The organism is Variovorax sp. GW821-FHT09D05 (assembly GCF_059416325.1).
On the sequence record NZ_JBWKOZ010000008.1, the window covers coordinates 190,176 to 212,852 of the forward strand.

General features: G+C 67.2%; 16 protein-coding genes. 8 read left to right on the forward strand and 8 right to left on the reverse strand.

All coding sequences use genetic code 11. From position 1 onward, the window contains the following. From AC07O3_RS22475 to AC07O3_RS22490, 4 genes are read left to right on the forward strand one after another with little or no spacing between them, the layout of a single operon-like run. Window positions 1-474 (forward strand): TadE/TadG family type IV pilus assembly protein, encoded by a 474-nt coding sequence (locus tag AC07O3_RS22475; RefSeq protein WP_093057549.1) that lies wholly within the window; start codon window positions 1-3, stop codon window positions 472-474. After that, complete coding sequence (locus tag AC07O3_RS22480; protein ID WP_176928894.1) at window positions 474-1,004, forward strand: TadE/TadG family type IV pilus assembly protein; 531 nt, start codon at window positions 474-476, stop codon at window positions 1,002-1,004. The genes AC07O3_RS22475 and AC07O3_RS22480 overlap by 1 nt, the downstream gene beginning before the upstream one ends. A 10-nt stretch (window positions 1,005-1,014) precedes the next feature. After that, the gene (locus AC07O3_RS22485) at window positions 1,015-3,057 is read left to right on the forward strand and encodes a TadG family pilus assembly protein (protein ID WP_495340377.1); all 2,043 of its coding nucleotides are present in this window, start codon (window positions 1,015-1,017) and stop codon (window positions 3,055-3,057) included. Window positions 3,058-3,067: 10 nt separating this feature from the next. Beyond that, window positions 3,068-4,501, forward strand: a complete 1,434-nt coding sequence (locus AC07O3_RS22490) for a sigma 54-interacting transcriptional regulator (RefSeq protein ID WP_093057547.1) — start codon at window positions 3,068-3,070, stop codon at window positions 4,499-4,501. Between the two features lie 15 nt (window positions 4,502-4,516). Here the strand turns inward: AC07O3_RS22490 and AC07O3_RS22495 are convergent, their stop codons facing one another. The 6 genes from AC07O3_RS22495 to AC07O3_RS22520 form a co-directional block, all read right to left on the reverse strand. Then, window positions 4,517-6,091 carry a TolC family protein gene (locus AC07O3_RS22495; RefSeq protein WP_495340378.1) on the reverse strand — a complete coding sequence of 525 codons (1,575 nt, stop codon included), beginning with the start codon at window positions 6,089-6,091 and terminating at the stop codon, window positions 4,517-4,519. Next, complete coding sequence (locus AC07O3_RS22500; RefSeq protein ID WP_093079720.1) at window positions 6,088-7,404, reverse strand: HlyD family type I secretion periplasmic adaptor subunit; 1,317 nt, start codon at window positions 7,402-7,404, stop codon at window positions 6,088-6,090. The genes AC07O3_RS22495 and AC07O3_RS22500 overlap by 4 nt, the downstream gene beginning before the upstream one ends. A gap of 31 nt (window positions 7,405-7,435) precedes the next feature. Further along, on the reverse strand, window positions 7,436-9,256 hold the full coding sequence (locus AC07O3_RS22505) for a peptidase domain-containing ABC transporter (RefSeq protein ID WP_258352953.1): 1,821 nt from the start codon (window positions 9,254-9,256) through the stop codon (window positions 7,436-7,438). Window positions 9,257-9,613: 357 nt separating this feature from the next. Beyond that, window positions 9,614-12,730 carry a glutamate ligase domain-containing protein gene (locus AC07O3_RS22510; RefSeq protein ID WP_097198023.1) on the reverse strand — a complete coding sequence of 1,039 codons (3,117 nt, stop codon included), beginning with the start codon at window positions 12,728-12,730 and terminating at the stop codon, window positions 9,614-9,616. A gap of 111 nt (window positions 12,731-12,841) precedes the next feature. Next, window positions 12,842-13,345 (reverse strand): peptidoglycan-associated lipoprotein Pal, encoded by a 504-nt coding sequence (gene pal, locus AC07O3_RS22515; RefSeq protein WP_093057541.1) that lies wholly within the window; start codon window positions 13,343-13,345, stop codon window positions 12,842-12,844. 97 nt (window positions 13,346-13,442) lie between these two features. After that, window positions 13,443-17,702: a hypothetical protein gene (locus AC07O3_RS22520; RefSeq protein WP_495340379.1), complete on the reverse strand. Its 4,260-nt coding sequence runs from the start codon at window positions 17,700-17,702 to the stop codon at window positions 13,443-13,445. A gap of 316 nt (window positions 17,703-18,018) precedes the next feature. Here AC07O3_RS22520 and AC07O3_RS22525 point away from each other — a divergent pair, with 316 nt between their 5' ends. Beyond that, window positions 18,019-18,453 (forward strand): DUF1841 family protein, encoded by a 435-nt coding sequence (locus AC07O3_RS22525; protein WP_093057539.1) that lies wholly within the window; start codon window positions 18,019-18,021, stop codon window positions 18,451-18,453. 4 nt (window positions 18,454-18,457) lie between these two features. Here AC07O3_RS22525 and AC07O3_RS22530 read toward each other — a convergent pair whose 3' ends face one another. Next, window positions 18,458-19,447: a LysR substrate-binding domain-containing protein gene (locus AC07O3_RS22530; RefSeq protein ID WP_495340380.1), complete on the reverse strand. Its 990-nt coding sequence runs from the start codon at window positions 19,445-19,447 to the stop codon at window positions 18,458-18,460. 104 nt (window positions 19,448-19,551) lie between these two features. Here AC07O3_RS22530 and pcaH point away from each other — a divergent pair, with 104 nt between their 5' ends. Next, window positions 19,552-20,277 carry a protocatechuate 3,4-dioxygenase subunit beta gene (pcaH, locus tag AC07O3_RS22535; RefSeq protein ID WP_093057537.1) on the forward strand — a complete coding sequence of 242 codons (726 nt, stop codon included), beginning with the start codon at window positions 19,552-19,554 and terminating at the stop codon, window positions 20,275-20,277. A 17-nt stretch (window positions 20,278-20,294) separates the two neighbouring features. After that, complete coding sequence (pcaG, locus tag AC07O3_RS22540; RefSeq protein ID WP_440532640.1) at window positions 20,295-20,903, forward strand: protocatechuate 3,4-dioxygenase subunit alpha; 609 nt, start codon at window positions 20,295-20,297, stop codon at window positions 20,901-20,903. Between the two features lie 66 nt (window positions 20,904-20,969). Here pcaG and AC07O3_RS22545 read toward each other — a convergent pair whose 3' ends face one another. Then, window positions 20,970-21,662: a c-type cytochrome gene (locus AC07O3_RS22545; RefSeq protein ID WP_495340381.1), complete on the reverse strand. Its 693-nt coding sequence runs from the start codon at window positions 21,660-21,662 to the stop codon at window positions 20,970-20,972. 160 nt (window positions 21,663-21,822) lie between these two features. Here AC07O3_RS22545 and AC07O3_RS22550 point away from each other — a divergent pair, with 160 nt between their 5' ends. Next, window positions 21,823-22,677 (forward strand): AAA family ATPase, encoded by an 855-nt coding sequence (locus tag AC07O3_RS22550; protein WP_093057534.1) that lies wholly within the window; start codon window positions 21,823-21,825, stop codon window positions 22,675-22,677.

Here is a 22,677-nt window from a genome sequence, read left to right on the forward strand (position 1 = left end):
ATGAGACTCTCGCCCCCTCGGACGAATCCGCGCACCCAGCGCGGCGTCTACGCGCTTGAGTTCGCGATCGCCTTTCTGATCTTCTTCACCCTGCTCTACGCCATCATTTGCTACGGCGTCCTTTTCGCCATTCGCTTTGGCCTGCAGAACGCCGCCGAGGACGGCGCGCGCGCCGCGCTTCGCTATCCGGTCGGCGCGACAACCAGAGCCGCGAAGGCGTACGACGTCGCGCGCGATCAGGCCAGCGGCCTGCTGCCCATCGCCCCGACCGTGGACGCCAAGATCTGCCAGGTAGCCAGCAACGACTGCTCGGCCACCCGCGTGTGCAGCATCCTCTGGGAACAGCGCTGCCAGATCGTGGTCACGATCACGGCATCGGGCCTCAAGGACATGCTGCCGCCGCTCCCCGCTTTTGCCGTACCCGACACCCTGGTTGCCAAGGCGAGCATGCTGCTCGACGGGAGGACACCATGATGAAGCGCGTCGCAACGCCACGGGAAGGGGCCCGATTCGCCACTGGCCGCCAATGCCGTCAACGCGGCATTGCGGCGATCGAGTTCGCGTTCACGTTCACGTTCCTGTTCCTGGTCATCTATGGCATCGCCACGTTCGGGTCGGTCTTGTACGTTCAGCAGGCCGTATCGCGGGCCGGCGAGGACGGCGCGCGCGCGCTGTCGCAGCCGTCGATGATGGGTCTTTCGGACGACGCCCTGCGCAAGCAGCGGGTCCAGGACGCCGTCCATGAATCGTTGGCTGGTTCGCTGGTCGTGCCGGAAGCCAGCAATGCCGACTCGACGAGCCGCCTCGGTTGGATCAAGAGTCATGTGACCGTGACGGTGGTGATGACGGGCGCGGGCGGCTCGGCTCCCGCCACGGGTGCAGTAGTGACCGTGGCCTATCCCTACAGCGCGAACCGGTTGCTGCCGTCGCTGCCTCTCCTGGACACCAGTCGTTGGATGCCGGATACCGTCACGGGCCGGGCGGCCGCCGCGCTTCCGTCCTGAAAGGCACGCCATGAGACATGAATCGCCATCTCTTCGCCAACGGCATCGCGGCTCGATCCTGGTCAACACGGCCATTGCCATGAGCCTGATCCTGATCGTTCTGATCGGAACGGAACTCGGCTACCTGTTCTTCATGAAGCGGGAACTGCAGAAAACCGTTGACCTCGCCGCGCTGGCTGGTGCGCAGGCATTGAAGCCCTCGGCATGCGCGCCCGCACAACAGGCAGCGAAGGACAACGCCGCCAAGAACTTCCCTGTCGGTATCGATCCTCTGGTAAATGCCGAGGTGGAATGCGGGAACTGGGACCCGCTCTCTCGCACGCCTCCGCTCTACTTCGGCGCGCCGAATCCGGGAGAGCAGTTGAATGCGGTGCGCATCTCCATCACGCGAAGCCCTTCGATGCTGCCGCTTTCGTTCACCGGTAACGCGCAGCATTCGATCGTCGTCTCGGCGATCGCCTACCAGTCGGTTCCCCAGGCGATGCTCAGCATCCGGAGCACGCTGCTGACTGTTGACACGACCAAATCCGCACTGCTGGACACCGTCTTCGGCAAGCTCCTGGGCGGCAACGTGGCGCTCACCGCGGTTGGCTGGCAAGGCTTGGTGACCACCCAGGTCAACCTGCTGTCTTTCCTGGATGCCATCGCACTGCAGGTCGGCCTGCAGGCCGGCCAGTACGAGCAGGTGCTCAACTCGCAAATCACAGCAGGCAAGCTGCTGCAGGCACTCGCAACGGTTCTCCAAAAGAACGGGGCCTTGGCGGACGTGGCACTCAACGGTTTCAACGACATGGTGGCCCTGACCACGCAAGTCTCCAACGTCCAACTCAGCGTTGCCGAGATCCTGGGCGTAGCCACAGGTACGCCCAGCAGCGCCCTGGACGTCAACCTGCAGGCCTTCCAGCTGACGCAGGCCTTCGTGCAACTTGCGAACAGCCAGCATGCGGCCACCGTCAGCGCGCCTGCCAATCTGCTGGGCCTGGCCAACGTCGTTACCACCGTCAAGGTCATCGAACCGCCACAGGTTTCAGCCATCGGAAATCCGGAACTGGCCATGCTGGATCCGTTAGGGGCCAACGGCATCCGCGTGCGCACGGCCCAGGTGCGTGCGCTGATATCGGTAGATTTCACGACCGCGCTGAACGGTGTCACCGGCCTGCTCAACGAGGTTCTCAAGCTGACGCAGCCCGTGACCGATCTGCTCAACAGCCTCCTTCATCTAGACTTGGTTGGCGTATTGAGCAACGTGCTCTGCATCGGTTGCGAAAATAAGGTGACGGACCTGCGCCTGGTGTCATCGCCGTTTCGCATCGACATCAACCTCGACGTTGCCGCAGGGAAGGCGCGCGTCGACAAATACAGCTGTCCTGCTGGCGGCAGTAAGACGCTTTCCGTGATTGCAGACACCTCGGCTGCCACCCTGCGCGTGGGGAAGATCGGCAACAGTGCCGCGGATGCTGCCGCACAAGCCTTCGCCAGCAAAGATTCCCCGAATGTCGAACCCATTCCCCTGGTTGATATCGGTTCGATGACTGTCAGAAAGACTTGCCTCGCACTGCTTTGCTCCTACTCCTGGAAAAAGGGAAACACCTGGGTCCCCGACAGCCAGAAGAGCACAGCCGATCGCCAGGCCTTCGCCGGAGGCGGCATCGGCCTGATGACCAATACCCCCGTACTCGGATCGAGCGATACCTTGGACTTCGCAGCACCGGCGGATGCCAACCTGCCCGACATCTCTGCCACCCAGATACCCACGCCCTACCAGCCCGTGGTCGCGAGCAACCTTGTCGGCAGCCTGAGCCAGACCTTGGCGCAGATCGACATCCACATGTACAAGCCGTCGGTCGACAGTGCCCTCGGCGACCTGCTGGTGGGCGTTGGAAACATTATCGACACGGTGGTTGGATTGTTGCGTGGAGTGATCTCCAGCGCACTTTCACCCCTTCTGGATCCTCTGGTGAATACATTGATCACGGCGCTGGGCATCGATCTCGCGAAGACCGAAGTGGGAGCAAGACTCACGTGCCAAGGTGGAGCGCAACTGGTTTATTGAATCGATTTTTATGAGCGCCTCCAACTTCGACGAACTCGACCTCTTTGTCTGGGAAGGCAAAGCCGACATCCTCGACCGCATCGCGCGGTGCATGGCGAGCTTCGACGTGGAGGTGATCCGGGCCGATGGCCTGCCGCCTCCGCCGCAGGATCGCGGTGCCGCGCTGCGTCCCTCGGTGGCGATCATCAGCGTCACGGTCATCGACAGCGGCGGGCTGGCGCATGCCACCGAGCTGCTGCAGGGCATGCCGGTGATCTGGGTTGCGGCGGGTTCGCGCGAGCGCGATTCGCGCACTTATCCGCCCGAGTACCTGCACGTGCTGCCGTACGACTTCACCTGCGCGGAGCTGCGCACGATGGTCGCCAAGCTGGTGCGGCAGTTGCGCGCGCGCGAGGTTGCGCCGCAGCCGCCCGATGTGCTGGTGGCGCACTCCGAAGCGATGAAGGCGCTGCTGGCCGAGGTGGGCGCCTTTGCCGACTGCGACCACAGCGTGCTGGTGCGCGGCGAAACGGGCGTGGGCAAGGAGCGCATTGCGCAGCAGCTGCACCTGGGGCACCAGCACTACAGCAAGGGCGCGTTCGTGGCGGTGAACTGCGGCGCGATTCCCGACGGGCTTTTCGAGTCGCTGTTCTTCGGCCACACCAAGGGTTCTTTCACGGGCGCAGTGCACGCGCATCGCGGCTACTTCGAGCAGGCCACGGGCGGCACGCTGTTCCTCGACGAAATCGGCGACCTGCCACGCTATCAGCAAGTGAAGCTGCTGCGCGTGCTGGAAGACAGCGCGGTCACGCGGCTGGGCGCGACGGCGCCGGTGCGCGTCGACTTCCGGCTGGTGGCGGCCACCAACCGCAACCTGCGCGAGATGGTGGCGAGCGGCGAGTTCCGCGCCGACCTGTTCTACCGGCTCGCTGTGATCGAGCTGCACGTGCCCAGCCTCGAAGAGCGCGGCGAGGTCGACAAGATCGCGATCTTCAAGGCGCTGCTGACCAACGTGCTGGGCGACGAGCTCGAAACGCTCGGCGAAACGCCGCACTGGCTCAGCGACGCGGTGGCCGAGACTTACTTTCCGGGCAACGTGCGGCAGCTGCGCAATCTCGCGGAGCGCGTGGGCGTGATCGCGCGGCAACTGCACGCATGGGACCAGAACCTGATCCAGCGCGCGATCGCACTCACGCGCGGCACGCCCGCGCCGGCGATCTTCGCCGACCGCAATGGCATGGGCGGCGGCAGCAGCAACGGCAATGGCAGCTCGCTCGATGGCAGCGCCGACCGCAAGGGCTGGAACAGCAGCGAGCGCAATCGCATCATCGCGGCGCTGGAGATCAACGACTGGAAGCGCCAGGACACCGCGCAGCACCTGGGCATCAGCCGCAAGGTGCTGTGGGAGAAGATGCGCAAGTACCAGATCCTCGACGGCGAGCCAGGCATCCCCGAAGACGCCTGACCGACGACAGCGGCCTCAGGGCGTCGAAAGGCGCGGGGTCCTGCGCAGCGGCGGGTTCGCTCCAGCCGCGTCCACGCTGCGCTCGGCCACCGGCTCGCTCGCGCAGGCCGTGTTGCTCGAGATGCAGAGCTTTGCCAGCAGGCCGTCTTCCGTCAGCACCTGGCGGCTGGGCGCGCCGAAGAGGCGGTCGATCCAGCCGTTGGTGCCCACCGGGTCGATGCGCAGTTCGCCGGTGGTGCGCGCCAGGCGCAGTTCGGAGATGCGCAGGTCGAACACGCCATCGACGTAGTCGAACAGCAGCGTGTAGTAGTCGAGCTGCGCGTCGAGCACCTTGGGCAGGGTCTCGCGACCGAACTCCATCAGGCGGCGGCGACCACGGAAGGCCTGGCCGGCGGTGCTGACGGCTTCCATCAGCTGCTTCTCGCGCTCGCGGCCGGAGACGGTGCGCGACCACGATGCCGACGTGAGCTCGAACAGGTTGAGCTTCACGCCTTCGAGCTTGGCTTCCTGGTTGGCGACTTCGGCCAGCGCCGACTTCAGGCGCAGCTGCCGGTCGAAGCCGTTGCCGAAGTTCCAGTTGAGTTCGACGGCCGCGCGCGTCGGGTCTTGCGGCGACACGCCGCGCGGGTCTTTGCTCTTCACGAGCACGGCGTCGAGCGACGGGTAGAGGCTCGCGTCCTGCTGGTCGGCCAGCGCCTTGGCGCGGTCGATGCGGCCCTGCGCCTCTGCAATTTCGGTGCTGCGCGACTCTGCACGGCGCAGCGCCTCTTCCTGCGAGCCGATGCGCCATTGCGCCGGTGCCGCGAGCACGGGCAGCGACTCGGGATTGGGCGAGAACTTGAAGTAGTTGCGGAACTTGGCGAGCGCCTCGTCGCGCTGCGCCTCGAAGTCGGACTCGCGCGCGGCCACCAGCGCGCGCCGCGAGGCCGCCATGTTCAGGTCGTTGTCACCGCTCACGCCCAGCGCCACGCGGCGGGCCTCGGCCTTGGAGATTTCGGCCACCACTTCAGTGGCCTTGTGCGCAATCTGTTTCTTGAGGTCGAAGCGCTGCACCTGCAGGTAGGCGGTGAGCGCGTCCAGCACCACCTTCTGCGAGGTGGTGATGACGGCTTCGTCGTCCGCCTGGTTGCCCGCTTCGGCGGCGCGCTGCGCGGCGCTCATGGCGCCGCCGTCGATCAGGCTCATGCGCGCCTCGGCGGTGAGCACGGTGTAGCTTTGGGTCTTGGCGTTTTCCGCGCCGCTGTTGTAGTTGCCGGACGAAGTGCCGAGCTTGAAGCGCGGGTAGCGCGCCTGCTTGGCCGCATCCACGCTGTAGCTGCTGGTGTTGGCTGCCGCCTGCGCGGTCTGCACTTCCGGGTATTCCTGCGACAGCGTTATCAGGGCCTGCTTCACCTGCTGGGTGTAGCTCGCGGCGCCGAGCGACGGCGGGGACAGGCGGCGCGCGAGCATGAGCGTGGCACCTGCCTCCTGCTGCTGTTGTTGTTGCTCCTGCGCAAAGGCAGCGGGCGGCAGCGCGAAGCTCGCGCACAACGCTGCGCAGACAGCGCCGGAGCCCATGCGGCGCAGGTCGACCGGTTTGCGGTACTTCATGGTTCGCGGAAGGCTTCGCGCCGCAGCTTGAGCACAGGTCGCAGGATGTACCAGATGAACGGGTCGGTGCCCACACGCAAGTCCACTTCGGACTCCATGCCGGCGGTAATGCGGTTCTCGTCGCGCCCCACGTGGGACTGAGACATGCTGATGAGCAGCCGGTAGTACGGCGCACCGCTGGAAATGGCCGGGTCGCGGTCGGCATCGGCCGCCACCAGCTTGACCTTGCCGTCGACCGCGCCGTAGCGCAGGTAGTCGTAGGCGGTGATCTTCACGCGCGCCTGCTGGCCCACTTCGATGAAGCCGCGGTCGTTGGGGTTGAGCCGCGCCTCGACCATGATCTCGTCCTCGTCGGGCACCACTTCGAGAATCGACTCGCCGGGCTTCACCACCCAGCCCGGGCTGGAGTTGCGCAGGCCCTTGACGATGCCGTCCGATGGCGCCTTCACCACCGTGCGCGAACGCTGGGTGCGGGCACGCGCCAGGTCTTCGCTCAGGCTGGCGAACTGGCGCTCCACCGTGGCCAGTTCATCCGATGCGCGGCGGCGAAAGCGCCCTTCGGCCTCGGCCATCTTGGCCTGCGCCTCGGTGATGGACGCGTTGGCTGAAATCACGCCCTGGCGCGCCACCGCGAGTTCGCTGCGCGCGCTCTCGGCCTGGCGCCGCTTTTCCAGCACCTCGACCTGGCCGACCAGTTTTTCGCTGAGCAGCTGCTCGGAGATTTCCAGTTCCTTTTGCGCCAGCACCAACCGGTCACTCAAGCCCTTGACCTTGGCCTGCTGCTCCAGCTGCTTGCTGCGCGCCTGCTCCAGGCCCGACACGGCGCCTGCCATCACGCCGCGCTGTTCGAGCGCGCGCGCCTGGTAGGCGCCGGTCTCGCCTTCGAACACGGCTTCGTCGATGTCGGTGGCAAAAGATTCGCGCTTGAGCGGCTGGCCGCGGCTCTCGGCGATGAGGCGCACGCGGGTAGCCTGCGTGGCGGCATAGCGGGCCGTGAGTTCTTCGAGGTTGAGGCCGCTGCCGCCCAGGTCGATCTCGACCAGCGACTGGCCCTGCTTGACCTTGTCGCCTTCCTTCACCAGCACGTTGCTGACGATGCCGCCTTCCAAATGCTGGATCGACTTGACGCGGTCAGAAGGGATCACGCGGCCGGGCGCGACCACCACGGTCTCCATCGGGAAGCCAAGGCCCACCAGGGCCAGCACGCCGATCGCGCCGCCGATGATCCACTGGCGCCGCCGCCCCTGCGGCGAGGTCTGGGCCGCGCGCTTGTCGTTCTCGTCCTGAAGAATCTGCGGCAAATCTGATTTCAAATCGCGTCCCCGGTCACTCGTCATTCGCGCATCACGCCATCGAGCGGGAGGCCGTGGCCCCCGCTGCACCGTCTTCCGCATCGCCCAGCGCGACCAGCGGTTTCTTCACGCCGAACAGCTTCGGCACCATCACTGCGGCCGTGCCCTGCTCCACATTGCCCAGCCCCGTGACGTGGTAGACCACGCTGGCGGCGGAGACGATGCGCAGCGAATGCGTGACCACCACCACGGTGCGCACCTTGGCCACCGCGAGCAGCGTGGCGAGCAGGTTGCGCTCGCTCTGGAAGTCGAGGTCGTTGCTGGGCTCGTCGAGCACCAGCACCGAGGGCTTGCGCAGGAAGCTCATGGCCAGCGCCAGCTTGCGCCGCTCGCCCACCGACACGCCGGTGCCGCCTTCGCCGACCATGGTGCGGTAGCCGTCGGGCAGCCGCGAGATGAAGTCGTGCGCGCCCGAGAGCTTGCAGGCCGCAACAATCTGCTCGTCGCTCTGGCCCGGGGCCGTGCGGCGCATCACGTCGATGAGCGAACCGCCGAACCAGTAGACCTCCTGCGAGAGATAGCTGATCCAGTGCGACAGCTCTTCGCGGCCGAACTGCGAGAGGTCGTACTCGCCGATGCTGACGATGCCGCGCGTGGGCGTGTACAGGCCCGACAGCAGCTTCACCAGCGTGGACTTGCCCGCGCCGTTGCGCCCGACGATCACATGCAGCCCGCCCGGGCCGATGTCGAGGTCGACGTTTTCGAGCACCGGCTGCTGCGCCGTTTCGGTGAAGCTGAAGCTCACGTCCTTCAGGGTGATGCGGCCCAGCGGCTGCGGCAGCGTCATGCCCGTGGGCGGCTTCTCGACCGGTTCGCGCAGAACGGTTTCGAGCCGCTTGGCGGCTTCCTTCGCGGTGGCCAGCGAGCGCCAGTTCGACACCAGCCCCGCCACCGGCTGCAGCGCCTTGAGCGCCAGCATGTTCGATGCGACAAGGCCGCCCACCGTCATCCACTGCTCCATCACCGAGACCGCGCCAACGGTCACCACGACGACCGAGAACACGGTGAGCAGCACGGTGGTGCCGTCGCGCGCGGTTTCGATCTGGCCGTTCTTGCTGAAGCTCTCGGTGAGCCATGAGTTGTAGGTCTTGCGCCACATCTCGATGGTCGGCGCGTCGTTGGCCTGGGCCTTGAGGGTTTCGCGCGCGTTGCAGATCTCGGCCGTGACGCGCTCAAGGCCACGGCCGCGCTGCACTTCCTCGACGCGGCCGGAGCGCACTTCGTCGGCCCACCACCACGCGAGGAAAGACATGATGGCCAGGAACAGCGCCACCACCGGCAGCACCGGCAGCGCGACGATGCCGATGACGATGAGCGCGAAGATGGCCATCGGCAGGTCGAAGATCGATTGCGCGAGCCCGCCGGTGACAGTGCCGCGCACCGAGGCCACGTCGCGGAAGTACAGGTGCCACACAGAAGCAGGCCGTGCTTCGAGCGCGCGCAGCGGGCGGCCCAGCATCGAGTTCAGCAGCGCGCCCGACACACCGTGGTCGATGATGGCGCCCGCATTCCGCAGCAGCCGCGAGCGGCGCGTGCGCAGCCAGAACTCGATGCACAGGAAAAACAGGATGCCGCTGACCAGCGCGGCAAGCGTCGAGGTACCGCTGCGCGAGAGCACGCGGTCATACACCTGCAGCAGGAAGATCGAAGGCAGCAGCCCGAACAGGCTGATGGGTAGCGAGCGCCATGCCGCGCTCTTCACCAGCGGGTAGGCCGCTCGGAATGCGGCGTTCAAGGCGCCCGCATAGGGACTGGCGCCAGGTTCGTCTGGCGTGTCGGCAACCAATTGACTGGGCAAGAGGAACTTGATCATGGGAAAGAGCCGATCCGTCGTGCAATGACGCCTGCGTCATTATCAACTGTTACCCGGCTGTTACAAGGCAAAAATTCACTCGCCGTGCACATCAACACGACAGCTTTCGCCTCCCATGAACCGGCTCCGGTTGCGCGGCGCTTCCCTTGACCGCGCAACCGGCCGGACTCCCTGCTTTGGCCTCCCTGTTTGATTGGGGCAAACCCTCTGCGAACACCAATGCGATGTTGGCGCACAGCAGCATGCAAAGCACCCATGCGCACAGCAGTTGCAGCCAGCCCAGCCACCAGCGGCGCAACGGCTGCCGACGCAGCGGCACCTCATGTTCGAAGGGCGAATTCGCAAGTACGTTCCATCTCATGGCAGTGCTTTCAAAACCCGGGCCAACCGGGACAGGCCGACGCCCGCTGAACTCTTCGCCAGCACCCAGTCGCCGGGCTGCAGCAGGCTGCCGAGCGCGGTCGACAGATCGGACACGTCGACGAACCAGTGCGAGCGCACCTTGGTGCGAATGCGCGTGTGCAGCGCCCGCATCAGCGGGCCGCACAGCAGCACGCGGTCGGGCTGGGAGGCCAGCAACTCGGCTTCGAGGTCGAGGTGGTGGCGTTGCGCGGCGGGGCCGAGCTCCTGCATGTCGCCGAGGATCGCCACGCGGCGCGACGGCTCGCAGGGCGCCTGCGACAGCAGCTCCAGCGCCGCGCGCATCGAGCTCGGGTTGGCGTCGTAGGTCTCGTCGATCAGCTTGAAGCTGCCGCCGCCGATGTGAATGGTGTGCAGTGCGCCACGGCCGCCCGGCGGCTCGAAGTGCGCGAAGGGCTCGACCGCGGCCGCCAGCGGCAGGCGCATTGCCTGCAGGGCCGCGAGCGCGGCGATGGCGCTCGCGCCCATGTGGCGCCCAGGCGCATTGAGCCGCAGCTGAAAGGGCTCGCCCGCCACCATCGCCTGCACTTCGCCATGGTCGAAGGCGAGCAGGCGCACGTCGGCGTCCTTGTGCTCGCCGCAGGTCACGATCTGCAGTTGCTGCGCCATCGCCGCTTCGGCAAAGGTCGCGAACTCGGGCATGTCGCGGTTGAGCACCACGCTGTCGCCCGGCGCCATGGCCTGGAAGATCCGGCTGTCGAGCCGCGCTGCGGCCTCCGACGGACCGCGGTGTTTCTGCGATGCGGCCGACAGCCCCGTCACCACCACCAGCGAAGGCCGCACCAGCTGCGCCGACGCCGGCATGTGCGAGGTGCCCATCTCCAGCACCCAGTAGGCCGCGTGCCGCGGCATGCAGGTCATGTTCCAGGCAATGCCCGATGGCAGGCTGACGTTGCCCTCGGGCTGGCCGACCTCGCCCCACACGGTGAGCGCGCCGGCCAACATGGCGGCGACGGTGCCGCTTGCCGCGCCGTTCGTCGCGCCGCTGCCGAGCACGCCGCACACGCGGCCGGTGAACTCGGCGCGCGCATGGTCGCCCAGCTCCAGTACGGCCTGCAGCACGTTCGACACCTTGAGCACGGGCACGCGCTTGTCGAGGTGCGGCTTGGGGTCGGTGCACAGCACGGCCGCGGCCGGTTGCAGCACGCCCTTGAGCGTGACGGCCGCCAGTGGTGTCTTCGACGGCCGCGTCTGGTGGTCGAACACCACGCGGCCCTTGCGCATGAAAGAGCGCTGCGCCACGCCGGTGGCGCGCCAGCCGTCCTCGGGCTTGACGACCCATTCGCCGCCGGTCACGCGTGCCATCTCGCTCGCGGTCCAGACGGCGCCGTCGTCGCGCGCGCCGCCCACGCCGGTGCTGCCGCCGCCGCCAGTGCCGGCCGCTCCGGGCGAGGCGCGCCGCTCCACCAGGTAACGGTGATAGGCGACGAAGCCCGACACGTACTGCTCGACGTCGTCGATGCGCACGCGGAACGAGTGATGGCGGATGAAGAACGAGCCGACGACGGTGGAAGGCCGCCGGAAGTACATCGCCATCTCGGGCCAGAAGAAACCGTTGAGCAGGTAGTGCGCGCGGTAGTCGAGCGCACGGTAGAACTTCTCGACGTCGAGCTCGTCGAGCAGGTGCCGCATCGCGGGCATGCCCTCGAGCCGCTGGAGCATCTGCTGCGCGGCCAGCATGAGTTCGAGCAGCGTCGGGAAGGTGGTCTTCCGGTCGAGCACGAAGTCCAGATACCCCGCCACGTTCTGCAGGCCGAAGCGAAAGTACTTCTCCTGCGGGCTCCAGTGCGTGAGCTCGTACACGCAGCAGCTGAGCCAGTGGTCGTGCGCCTGCCAGTGCTGGCTGGAGATGAAATGATCGAACGCCTTTTCGACCACGGCCAGCCATTGCGGGTCGCGCGTGAGGGCATACAGGCGCATGAGGCCGTAGGCCGCTTCGCCGTCGTAGTAAATGATGCGCGAGGCCTGCTTGACCGTGAGGTCGGCCGCATGCAGCACGTGGTTGAAGCGGCCGGTGGCCGGGTCTTGCAGCGAGGCGATGCCGAGCGCGAGCTTTTCCAGCAGCGGCAGCCAGCGGCGCGTGTCCGTCAGCTCGCAGTACTTCACCAGTGCGAGCACACAGGCCGCGTTGCCGCCGAGCTTGATCTCCCCGCCGGTGTCTACCAGGAACGCCACCGCGCGCCCGTCCAGCAGCGTGTAGTCGCGGATCAGCGAGCTCGTGAGATGGTCGAGCGAGCGGTCGATGGCCGCGCGCAGCGTTTCGTCGCGCGTGAGCTCCCATGCCTCGATCATTGCGTAGAGCGCGCTCGCATGGCGCATCGCGTCGTAGGTCGGAATGCGGCGGTCGAAGCACGGAAAGTAGCCGTACACGAAGAGGCCGTCGCTCTGCACCTGGCGCGCCAGGTACGACGAGCCGCTGCGCACGAGGTCGAGCACCGACTGCGGGTTGAGTGCCGGCAACTGCCGGCGGCCCGCGTCGAGCCCCGTGCCCACCAGCTTGTGCACCACGCCGTCGGGCTGGCAGAACACGCCCACCGTGGCGAGCAGGTAGACCGGCTGGTCCGAGGGCATGTCCAGCGGCGGCGAACTCTGGAAACGCGCCTGGCCGTAGACCTCGAAGTTGCGCGCGTTCACCACCGAATGCGGAATGGTCGAATCGCCGCACAGCATGGCGTTGGCGTTGAGCTCCTGCTCGGTGAAGGCCAGCGCGAAATCTTTGTCGAAGGCCAGGCCGAGGCGGAAGTAGTTGCGCTTGACGGCGGTGAGCTGTGTCTTGAACTGGGCCCAGTCCATCGGGCTCGCGCCCTCGACCCAGTCGATGCGCAGCCACGGCGACACGATGCCGCGCTCGCGCACCCAGCGCTCGGCATGCTCGGCGCCTTCGCGCCAGGCGGTCTCGAAATCGGCGGCCCGCGCGTGCACGACGTGTGCGCGCTGCGAGCCATCGCTCACGGAGAAGAACAGCGTGAACGCCGGGTACGGGGCAGGCAGCGCCGCGCACACCGACACCAGGCGTTCGTGGCAGGCGTGGAGCTGGTCTGGGAAGGACATCATTCGGCTCCGGACGAATGCGGGAGACCGGCCGCGCCCGTCATCTGCTCTCGCTTTGATGACGTGTGCGTGGGCCGGAAACCGCCGTCGTCGAAGTCATCGCGGTGATCCGGTTCAGCGGTAGCTGAATTCGGCTCGGCGATTGAGCTGATAGCCCTCCTCGGTGGTTTCGAGCGACGCTGGTTTTTCCAGGCCCCAGCTGATGGCTTCGATGCGCTCGGCGGGTACGCCGAGCTGCGTGAGCGTGCGCTGTACCGAATCGGCACGGCGCTGGCCCAGCGCGAGGTTGTACTCGCGGCCGCCGCGCTGGTCGGTGTGGCCTTCGATCACGACCCGGCTCGCCGGCCGGTTGCGCAGGAAGCTCGCATGCGCCTCGACGATGTTGCGATCGCCCGGCCTGATGTTGTATTTGTCGAAGTCGAAGTAGACGATCTTCGGCACGCCGACCGGTCCGTTCTGCGGCGGCGGCGGCGGTGCCGGCTCCACCTTCGGCACCGCGGTGGCGGCCTTGTTCGAGTAGTAGTACGTTGCATCGTCGCGGCCCGCTTTCGGGGCCGCGCAACCCACGAGGGCTGCGCCGAGGGCGACGATGGTCAGTGTGCGGAAATTCTTTTTCATATCGGTCCTTTCGAGGGACAGGCCGGTGGTGGCCTGTCCCTGGTGCTGCAGCAGCTACTAGCTCCCTCGCCCCTCTTCCTTCTTTGTCTTTTAGTGATCAGCCCAGCAGACCGTGAAGGATGTTCGTCACGGGCGACGCGGCGTGCTCGACCAGGCTGGTGATCGGGGTCACGACATCGGTCACCAGCGGGGTGACTGCATGTTCGACACCGTTCACCACGCTGCTGACAACGTCTGTCACCGGAGCGGTCGCCGTCGTGGCACCGGCCAGGATGTCGGTCACCGGAGCCGTCACGTCGTGCACCGCGCTCGTCGCGTTCGAGACGATCGGGGCCACGGTGTCGGTCAGGCCGCTGGCGACCGAGGTCACCGGCTGCAGGATGTTGGCCACCGGGCTGTCGGTGCCGGTCAGGCCGCCGAGCAGGCCACCCACCAGACCGTCCTGACCCAGGAGGCTGCCGACGAGGCCGTCGTTGCCGAGCAGACCGCCTACCAGGCCATCGTTGCCGAGCACACCGCCGAGCAGGCCACCGGCGTCGCCACCGGTCACGCCGCCAAGCAGGCCACCCACCAGGCCGTCGTCGCCGAGGATGCCGCCGAGCACGCCGCCGGTGTCGCCACCGGTCACACCGCCGAGCACGCCGCCCAGCAGGCCGTCGTCACCGAGGATGCCGCCGAGCAGGCCACCGGTGTCGCCACCGGTCACACCGCCGAGCACGCCGCCCAGCAGGCCGTCGTCACCGAGGATGCCGCCGAGCACGCCGCCGTCGCCACCGGTCACACCGCCGAGTACGCCACCCAGCAAGCCGTCGTCACCGAGGATGCCGCCGAGCAGGCCGCCGTCGCCACCGGTCACGCCGCCGAGCACACCACCCAGCAAGCCGTCGTCGCCGAGGATGCCGCCGAGCAGGCCGCCGTCGCCGCCGGTAACACCGCCGAGCACGCCACCCAGCAGGCCGTCGTCGCCGAGGATGCCGCCGAGCAGGCCGCCGTCGCCGCCGGTAACACCGCCGAGCACGCCACCCAGCAGGCCGTCGTCACCGAGGACACCGCCAAGGAGGCCGCCGTCGCCGCCGAGTACGCCGCCCAGCAAGCCGTCGTCGCCCAGGACACCGCCAAGGAGGCCACCGTCGCCGCCGAGCACACCGCCCAGCAGGCCATCGTCACCCAGGACGCCACCAAGGAGGCCGCCGTCACCGCCGAGTACGCCGCCCAGCAAGCCGTCGTCGCCCAGGATGCCACCGAGGAGACCGCCGTCGCCGCCAAGCACGCCGCCCAGCAAGCCGTCGTCACCCAGGACACCGCCAAGGAGGCCGCCGTCGCCGCCGAGCACACCGCCCAGCAGACCGTCATCACCCAAGACACCGCCAAGGAGACCACCGTCGCCGCCGAGCACACCGCCCAGCAGGCCGTCATCACCCAGGACGCCGCCAAGGAGGCCGCCGTCACCGCCGAGGACGCCACCCAACAAGCCGTCGTCACCCAGCACCCCGCCGAGCAGGCCATCGCCCCCCAGCAGGTTGGCCACACCATCCGTCAGGTAGTCGACTTGAGCCGTGACACCATTCAGCAGCGCGGCCGTCGTGTTCGCGCCGAGCAGTTGATCTGTCAGCGGGCTCAGCAGGCCGGAGGCACCGCTCGCCACCTGGCCAACGAGGCCGTCGACCGGGTCGAGCACGTTGGGGTCGTTCTCCGTGAAGCTGGTGCCGAGCACCGGGCCCAGCAGGCCGTCGACCGTGTCGGTCAGGCCGTCCGCGACGCCGACAACCGGCCCGAGTACGTTGCCCAGGCCGAGCCCGCCCAGCAGGCCGGTGTTCAGGCCGTCGGCCAGGTTACCGAGCACGCCGTCGGCCGGGTCGAGCAGCGCCGCGCCGGTGCCCGGGGTGCCGCCACCGCCGATGCCACCCAGCACATCGCCGAGCAGACCGCCAAGCAGGCCGTCATCACCCAGCAGGCCACCGACCGGACCGTCTTCGCCAAGCAGGCCACCAACCAGGCCATCCGGCCCGAGCAGGCCGCCAGCGAGGCCGTCGCCGCCGAGCACGCCGCCCAGCAGGCCATCGTCGCCCAGCAAACCACCCACCAGACCGTCGTCACCGAGCAGGCCGCCCACGATGCCGTCGCCGCCCAGCAGGCCGCCGACCAGACCGTCATCGCCCAGCACGCCGCCCAGAAGGCCATCGCCACCGAGCAGGCCACCCACCAGACCATCGTCGCCCAGCACGCCGCCGAGCAGGCCGTCGTCGCCGAGCACACCGCCCAGCAGGCCGTCGCCGCCCAGCACGCCGCCCAGGAGTCCATCGCCGCCGAGCAGACCGCCGACGAGGCCATCGTCACCCAGCAAGCCGCCGACCAGACCGTCGTCAGCGAGCAGGCCGTCGAGCGCGCCGCCCAGGAGACCGCCTTCGCCACCGAGCAGGCCACCCAGCGGGCTGTCGGAGATGAGGCCGGAGATCGCTCCGTCCTGGCCGAGCAGGCTGTCGACCAGGCCACCGTGGCCCAGCAGCTCGCCGGTGAGGCCGCTGCTGCCTAGCAGACCCGAGAGGGCGCCGTCGCCGCCGAGCAGACCGCCCACGAGGCCGTCGTCGCCCAGAACACCGCCCAGTGCGCTGCCGTCGCCGAGCAGGCCACCCAGCAGGCCCTCGTCACCCAGCAGGCCGCCGGTCAGGCTGCCCACCGCGCCGTCGCCGAGCAGGCCGCCCACGAGGCCGTCGCTGCCCAGCACATTGCCGAGCAGGCCGCCCACGGCGCCGTCTTCGCCCAGCAAGCCGCCGACAAGGCCGCCTTCGCCGAGCAGGCCACCGACAAGGCCATCGTCAGCCAGCAGGCCTGACACCAGGCTGCCGTCGCCGAGCACGTTGCCGAGCACGCCGCCCAGGAGGCCGTCGTCGCCCACCAGCTGGTCGGTGAGGCCGCCGAGGCCGAGGGCGTCGGTCAGGCCGCTGATGATGCCGTGGTCACCGATCAGGTTGGTCAGGCCGTTGTCCAGCGCGTCGGTCAGGTAGTCGACCTGGCCCAGCACCGTGCCGAGGATGGCGGTCGTGGCGCCCTCGCCCAGCAGGTTGTCGAGCGTGGGGCTCAGGGAGTCGCCCAGCAGGCCGGTCACGCTGCCGACAGTGTTGTCGATAGGGTCGAACTGGTTGGGATCGTTCGGCGTGAACTCGCTGCCGAGCACCGGAGCCAGCACGTCGTCGAGCGTGTCGGTCAGGCCGTCGACCACGTTGTTGACCGGCGTGAGCGAGTCGCCAAGGCCGAGCGCATTGCCGAGGCTGTCGGTGACGTGACCGACGGCGCCATCGCCTGGATCGAGGAGGTGGTCTGCGTCTGCGTCTGCGTCTGCGTCTGCGTCTGCGTCGGCGTCGGCATCGGCGTCGGCGTCGGCGTCGGCGTCGGCGTCGGCATCGGCATCGGCATCGGCGTCAGCATCAGCATCAGCATCAGCATCAGCATCAGCATCAGCATCAGCATCAGCATCAGCGTCAGCGTCAGCGTCAGCATCAGCATCAGCATCAGCATCAGCATCAGCATCAGCATCAGCATCAGCATCAGCATCAGCGTCGGCGTCGGCGTCGGCGTCGGCGTCGGCGTCGGCGTCGGCGTCGGCGTCAGCGTCAGCGTCAGCATCGGCATCAGCATCGGCGTCAGCATCGGCATCCGCATCACCGTCCGCATCCGCATCGGCGTCAGCATCTGCATCCGAGTCGGCATCCGCGTCGGAGTCGCCCGGCGTGGTGGGCGTGGTCGGATTGCCCGAGCCGACGAGCAGCGGAACAACGCTGTCGCTGCCGCCGCCACCGCCGCTGAGGGCGGCGCCAAGCGCTGCGGCGCCCAGGGCGCCGAGTGCGAATTCACCCAGCCCGATGCCGCTGCCGGCTGCGAGCTTCTTGGTCACGGCCAGGGCAGCGGCATCTGCGTCGCTGTCCGGCGGGGTCACTTGCAGGTCGCCCGAGGCGACATCCACATTCACTTGTTCGAGGCCGCCCGGCAGCTTGGTCGAGCCGATGGTGGCGTCTGTGCCGCCGGTGAACACACCGGCCAGCGGGGCCTTATTGGTGGCCGATCCGGGGAAGAGAACATTGGCGTGGCCGTCCTGCGGAACGATCACGCGGTCGCCGGCCATCAGAGTCTGATTGCCATCGACGGGAATGCTGACACCGTCGCGCATCACTGCGACACCCGGCGTGGCATTCGATAATGTGCCGATGCTGGACGGGCCAGCAGCTGCGGCGGGCGCCGCCGAACCCAGCGAGGCAGGAGCGCCCAGCGGAGTGACGGTGGCCTGGGCAATGACCACAGGAGCGACGCCAGCGGCGGCAAGTCCTTCGGTCGAATTGGTCGATGCTTGTTGAGCGGTCATGGCAGCCTCTGTGACAAAAGATGCCTACTAAGGGGCAACTAGCGTGCCGCTTTTTTCGCGCCCCATGCCAAAGCGGTCCATGGCAATGCAACCTGTTGATTTGTATGGAGATTTTTCTTTAATCGGGGGTTTCCACCAGGGTGTGGAAACAGCTCGTAAGAAGGTCATTTGGCGATTCGTTACGTAACGATGTAACGCCCTGTACCCGGAACATCCGACACATCCCAAGCTCCCGAAGCCGCCTGCGAAACGGCTCGCACACACGGCCCCCACACACGGCTCCCATCCCTCTTTTTCTTCTGCTCTATCTATATATATGTTCAACCCCTCCCAGGAAGACGTGCGCCGCTTCTTCTGCGACGTGTACGCCAAGCACCGGCAGGGCCTGCCGATGGAAGCGCTAGAGACCATCGCGGCCGGCTGGATCGACGAGCACCCCGAGTACCACGAGGACCTCGTCGATGCCGACGCGGCGGTGGCGCGTGTCTACGACGGATCGAACGGGCGCGAGAACCCGTTCCTTCATCTGTCGATGCATCTGTCGATCAGCGAGCAGTGCTCCATCGACCAGCCGCGCGGCATTCGCCAGGCCGTCGAGCTGCTGGCAGCGCGCCGCGGCTCGCTGCTGCATGCGCATCACGAGGCGATGGACTGCCTGGGCCAGATGATGTGGGAGAGCCAGCGCGCGGGCAGGCCGCCGGATGGCGAGGGCTACGTGGCCTGCGTACAGCGCAGGGCCACGAAAGACTAGCCAGTTAGCCGCGAGAGGTTTTCCTGGGCCGCTGCGGCACCGCGCCCTGCTGCTTCGCAGCCTCGCGCAGCAGCGTTGCCATGGCGCCGCGCAGCGCCGAAGGCTCGGCATCGCTGCGCTGCAGCAGCCCGACCGGCTCTTCGGTGCCAGCCGTCTCGATGCGCAACCGCACGAGGCGACCGTCCGCCAGCTCGCCGCGCGCGGCGCCCAGCGGCGTGATCCACACCGCATCGGACACCGCCACCAGCGCGCGCGCCACCGCCACGTCGAGCGTCTGCAATGCGTTGGCCGGCAACACGAGGCCGCGCGCTGACAGGAAGCTCTCGGTGTTGTGGCGCGGGATCGTGCCCTCGCCGTACACCACCAGCGGATAAGCCAGCACCGCCTGCACCGACGCCGCCTTCAGCGCCAGCGGATGGCCCGCGCGCACGGCGAACACCAGCGGCTCGGTGTACAGCAGCTCGAAGCTCAGGCCGCCCATCAGGCGCGGATCGCTCATGCGGCCGACCACCAGGTCGAGCTCGCCGGCGCGCAACTCGTCGAGCAGCGTGGGGTTGGCGGCGCTCTTCACCACGATCTGCACCGAAGGCCGGCTGTCGCGCAGCCTTGCCAGCGCCATCGGCAGCAGCGCCGGCGCCACGCTCGGCAGCGCGCCGATGCGCAAGCGCTCGATGCGCCCGCCCGCCGCCGGCGCCACGGCCTGCGCGCTGGCATCGAGCGCTTCGAGCACGCGCAGCGCATGCGCGAGCAGTTGCTCGCCGGCGGCCGTGAGGCCCTGCACGCCGCGCCGGCCGGCCTTGCTGCGCTCGACCAGCCGCGTGCCGACGATGGACTCCAGCTCGGAGAGCGTCTTCGACACGGCCGGCTGGCTCAGCGCCAGCCGTTCGGCCGCGCGCGCGAGGTGGCGCTCCTGCGCTACGGCAACGAGGCAGCGCAGGTGCCGCAACTGCACATTGCGCACGAAGTCCTGGCGAAGATCGGCGGAGTCTTTCAATGCCTTCTGGTTATTGAGAACGGAGCAATCTTCAATTTACATCATCGGATGCCGCTTCTAAAGTGGCGGCTTCCGGATTCGTCCCACGACAGGAGACAACGTACATGTTGACCAAGACCAAGGGCCCCTCGCCCATCCTCACCCCGCGCGACTGGGAAGCCCACCCCAGTTATGTCTACCCCGGCTACAAGTCCACCGTGAAGCGCGGCCCGCAGAAGCCGCTGATTCCGCTGAAGGCCTCGCTCGGCGAGCTGCAGCAGCCGGTGTACGGCCACGACAGCATCGGCGAGTTCGACAACGACCTCACGCGCAACGCGCGCCGCAACGGCGAACCGCTGGGCGAACGCATGATCCTCACCGGCCAGGTGCTCGACGAGCGCCGCCGCCCGGTGGCCAACACGCTGGTCGAACTGTGGCAGGCCAACGCCGCCGGCCGCTACGTGCACAAGGTCGACCAGCACGACGCGCCGCTGGACCCGAACTTCCTGGGCGCGGGCCGCTGCCTGACCGACAGCGAAGGCCGCTACCGCTTTCTCACCATCAAGCCCGGCGCCTACCCCTGGGGCAATCACCCGAACGCATGGCGCCCGCAGCACATCCACCTGTCGCTGTTCGGCCAGAGCTTCGCGAGCCGCCTGGTCACGCAGATGTACTTCCCCGGCGACCCGCTGATGCAGTACGACCCGATGATCACCGGCACGCCCGAGCGCTACCGCAACCGTCTCATCGCCGATTTCAGCCTCGACATCACCGAAGAGGGCTACGCACTGGGCTACCAGTTCGACATCGTGCTGCGCGGTGCAGACGAAACGCCTTTCGAGAACCGCTGAGCCAGGAGACACACATCATGTTGATGACCGCACAGGAAGCCGACTTCGGCCAGACCCCCTCGCAAACCGTGGGCCCCTACTTCGCCTACGGCCTCACCGCCACGCAGTACGGCTACGACTTCGACCAGCCCTTCGACGCCGTGCTGGCGCTCGACAAGGCCAGCGGCCAGCGCATCCGCCTCGAAGGCCGGGTGATCGACGGCGACGGCAACCCGATCAACGACGCGCTGGTCGAGATCAGCCAGCCCGACGGCGAAGGCCGCTATCCGCAGACGCCCGACGAGGCACGCGCCATGGGCTTTCGCGCCTTCGGCCGCGTCGGCACGGGCACCGCCGAAGGCAACCGCTTCGTGTTCCACACCGTGAAGCCCGGCGCTGAATCGCCCGGCGAAGCACCGCACATCAACGTGATCGTGCTGATGCGCGGCCTGCTGCTGCATGCGTTCACGCGCGTGTACTTCAGCGACGAAGCCGAAGCCAACGCGAAAGACGCAGTGCTGCAGAGCGTGCCGGCCGATCGCCGCCACACGCTGATCGCCGAGCGCGTGGAGCAAGGCGGCGCAGTGACGTATCGCTTCGACATCCGCATGCAGGGCACTGACGAGACTGCCTTCTTCGACGTCTGATCTCAGGGAAATCCCGGACGCAAAAAAGCCCGCTGGCAGCGGGCTTTTTTGTTATGAGCGAAGCGCTTATTCGGCGCCGTGGTGAATGCGCGATTCGGGCACCGTCTTCAGTTCGCCGGGCAGCGAGCTGATGTAGCTGGCCAGCGTCTTGAGCTCGGCGTTGGTGAACTTCTTGTCTTCGACCTGCTGGCCCATCACCGCATTCGAGCGGCCGAGGTGCGGGTTGTTCTTCACGCGGTACGACTTGAGCGCGACGAACAGGTAGTCGGCATGCTGGCCGGCCAGCTTGGGCACGGTGCCGTCGTTCGGCGTGTTGAAGTTGGCGCCGTGGCACTTGGAGCAGTTGTTGTCGGCGTTGCGGGTGATGAGCGCCTCGACGTTCGAGGGCGTGGCCTTGGCCAGCGTGGCCGGCGGTGCACTGCCGTCCTTCAGGCCCAACTGGCTGTAGTAGGCAGCGAGGTCGGCGATGTCCTGGTCGGTGAGCGTGTCGGCAATGGCACGCATGGTGGGATGCTTGCGGTCGCCGCCCTTGTATGCGGTGAGCGCGGCCGTGATGTACGTGGCGCTCTGGCCGGCGATCATCGGCACCTTGTGGATCTCCGGGAAGCTGGCCTGATAGCCAATGATGCCGTGGCAGCCCACGCACATCGCAACCTTCTTTGCTCCGTCCTGGGCCTTGCCAGTGACTTGCTGGGCTTCAGCCGAGACCGTCACGCAAGCGACAGCAAGGGCAAACATCGTGGTCAACAACTTGTTCATTTTGCGCGCACAATCTCGTGGAGAGTACAGTTTTTCGAATCAACATTCGATTATATGCAGGGGTCCCCTGGAACCCTGTGCAGGCCAACCCTGAGGCTGCACAACGCGTGTCGAGTGTGTTCTTTTCTCCACCCCAGCCTCCGTCTCACTCATCTCACTCATGAAATTCCAGGGCTCAGACAATTACGTCGCCACGCAGGACCTGATGCTCGCGGTCAATGCGGCCATCACTCTCAAGCGCCCGCTGCTCGTCAAGGGCGAGCCCGGCACGGGCAAGACCATGCTGGCCGAGGAAGTGGCCCAATCGCTCGGCCTGCCGCTGCTGCAGTGGCACATCAAGTCGACCACCAAGGCACAGCAGGGCCTGTATGAATACGACGCCGTGAGCCGCCTGCGCGACTCGCAGCTCAAAGACGTCGACGGCGGCGAGCGCGTCAAGGACATCCAGAACTACATCATCAAGGGCGTGCTCTGGCAGGCCTTCACGGCCGACCAGCCGGTGGCGCTGCTCATCGACGAGATCGACAAGGCCGACATCGAATTCCCGAACGACCTGCTGCGCGAAATCGACCGCATGGAGTTCTACTGCTACGAGACGCGCGAACTCATCCGCGCCAAGCACCGTCCGGTGGTGTTCATCACCTCGAACAACGAGAAGGAACTGCCCGACGCCTTCCTGCGCCGCTGCTTCTTCCACTACATCAAGTTCCCCGATGCCGAGACGATGAAGCACATCGTCGCCGTGCACTTCCCTGGCCTGAAGCAAGAGCTGCTCACGGCCGCGATGAAGACCTTCTACGACGTGCGCAACCTGCCCGGCCTGAAGAAGAAGCCCTCGACCTCCGAGCTGCTCGACTGGCTCAAGCTGTTGGTGGCCGAAGACATTCCGCTCGAAGCGCTGCAGAGCAAGGACGACAAGGTCGCCGTGCCGCCGCTGGTGGGCGCGCTGCTCAAGAACGAACAGGACGTGACGCTGTTCGAGAAGCTCGTCTTCATGCAACGCAACAACCGCTGA

Bases quoted from the DNA above. Each gene is read 5' to 3' on its own strand.
- AC07O3_RS22475 (WP_093057549.1), top strand. From the start codon at position 1: ATGAGACTCTCGCCCCCTCGGACGAATCCGCGCACCCAGCGCGGCGTC.
- AC07O3_RS22480 (WP_176928894.1), top strand. From the start codon at position 474: ATGAAGCGCGTCGCAACGCCACGGGAAGGGGCCCGATTCGCCACTGGC.
- AC07O3_RS22485 (WP_495340377.1), top strand. From the start codon at position 1,015: ATGAGACATGAATCGCCATCTCTTCGCCAACGGCATCGCGGCTCGATC.
- AC07O3_RS22490 (WP_093057547.1), top strand. From the start codon at position 3,068: ATGAGCGCCTCCAACTTCGACGAACTCGACCTCTTTGTCTGGGAAGGC.
- AC07O3_RS22495 (WP_495340378.1), bottom strand. From the start codon at position 6,091: ATGAAGTACCGCAAACCGGTCGACCTGCGCCGCATGGGCTCCGGCGCT.
- AC07O3_RS22505 (WP_258352953.1), bottom strand. From the start codon at position 9,256: ATGATCAAGTTCCTCTTGCCCAGTCAATTGGTTGCCGACACGCCAGAC.
- AC07O3_RS22510 (WP_097198023.1), bottom strand. From the start codon at position 12,730: ATGATGTCCTTCCCAGACCAGCTCCACGCCTGCCACGAACGCCTGGTG.
- pal (WP_093057541.1), bottom strand. From the start codon at position 13,345: ATGAAAAAGAATTTCCGCACACTGACCATCGTCGCCCTCGGCGCAGCC.
- AC07O3_RS22520 (WP_495340379.1), bottom strand. From the start codon at position 17,702: ATGACCGCTCAACAAGCATCGACCAATTCGACCGAAGGACTTGCCGCC.
- AC07O3_RS22525 (WP_093057539.1), top strand. From the start codon at position 18,019: ATGTTCAACCCCTCCCAGGAAGACGTGCGCCGCTTCTTCTGCGACGTG.
- pcaH (WP_093057537.1), top strand. From the start codon at position 19,552: ATGTTGACCAAGACCAAGGGCCCCTCGCCCATCCTCACCCCGCGCGAC.
- pcaG (WP_440532640.1), top strand. From the start codon at position 20,295: ATGTTGATGACCGCACAGGAAGCCGACTTCGGCCAGACCCCCTCGCAA.
- AC07O3_RS22545 (WP_495340381.1), bottom strand. From the start codon at position 21,662: ATGAACAAGTTGTTGACCACGATGTTTGCCCTTGCTGTCGCTTGCGTG.
- AC07O3_RS22550 (WP_093057534.1), top strand. From the start codon at position 21,823: ATGAAATTCCAGGGCTCAGACAATTACGTCGCCACGCAGGACCTGATG.